Here is a 576-nt window from a genome sequence, read left to right as displayed (position 1 = left end):
CGAACATCACGCCTGACCCGCAGACCGGGATCGGCACGTGGACGTCGGATCAATTCTACCAGATGATGCACAGTGGCCGCTTCCCCGATGGCGGCCTGGTCTATCCGGCGATGCCGTTCGCCTCCTATACCCAGGTGACGCGCGAGGACAGCGACGCGATCTACGCCTATTTACGCACCGTGCCGCCGGTCAGGCAGCTCAACAAGCCGCACGACCTGACGTTCCCGTTCAACAACCGCTCGCTGATCCTCGGCTGGCGCACGCTGTTCTTCAGGGAAGGCGAGTTCAAGCCTGATCCGACGAAGTCGGCAGAGTGGAATAGAGGCAACTATCTGGTCGAGGGGCTGGGTCATTGCGGGATGTGTCACACCCCGATCAATGCGCTCGGCGGCAGCAAGCAGTCGCAGGCCTTCGAGGGCGGCCTGATCCCGATGCAGAACTGGTACGCGCCGTCGCTGACCTCCAACAAGGAGACGGGGCTCGGCGACTGGACGATCGAGGAGATCGTCGACTATCTGCGCAAGGGCGTGTCCGCGAAGGGCGCCGTGTACGGACCGATGGCCGAGGTTGTCTACA

1 pseudogene is annotated in these 576 nt (G+C 63.0%); it reads left to right on the top strand.

From position 1 onward, the window contains the following. A pseudogene (locus FNJ47_RS46510) lies at positions 1 to 576 on the top strand (cytochrome c); the annotation flags it as partial.

It is taken from the genome of Bradyrhizobium uaiense, from assembly GCF_010811875.1.
In the GTDB taxonomy this organism is placed as follows: domain Bacteria; phylum Pseudomonadota; class Alphaproteobacteria; order Rhizobiales; family Xanthobacteraceae; genus Bradyrhizobium; species Bradyrhizobium uaiense.
This window is presented reverse-complemented; position numbering and strand designations above follow the sequence as displayed.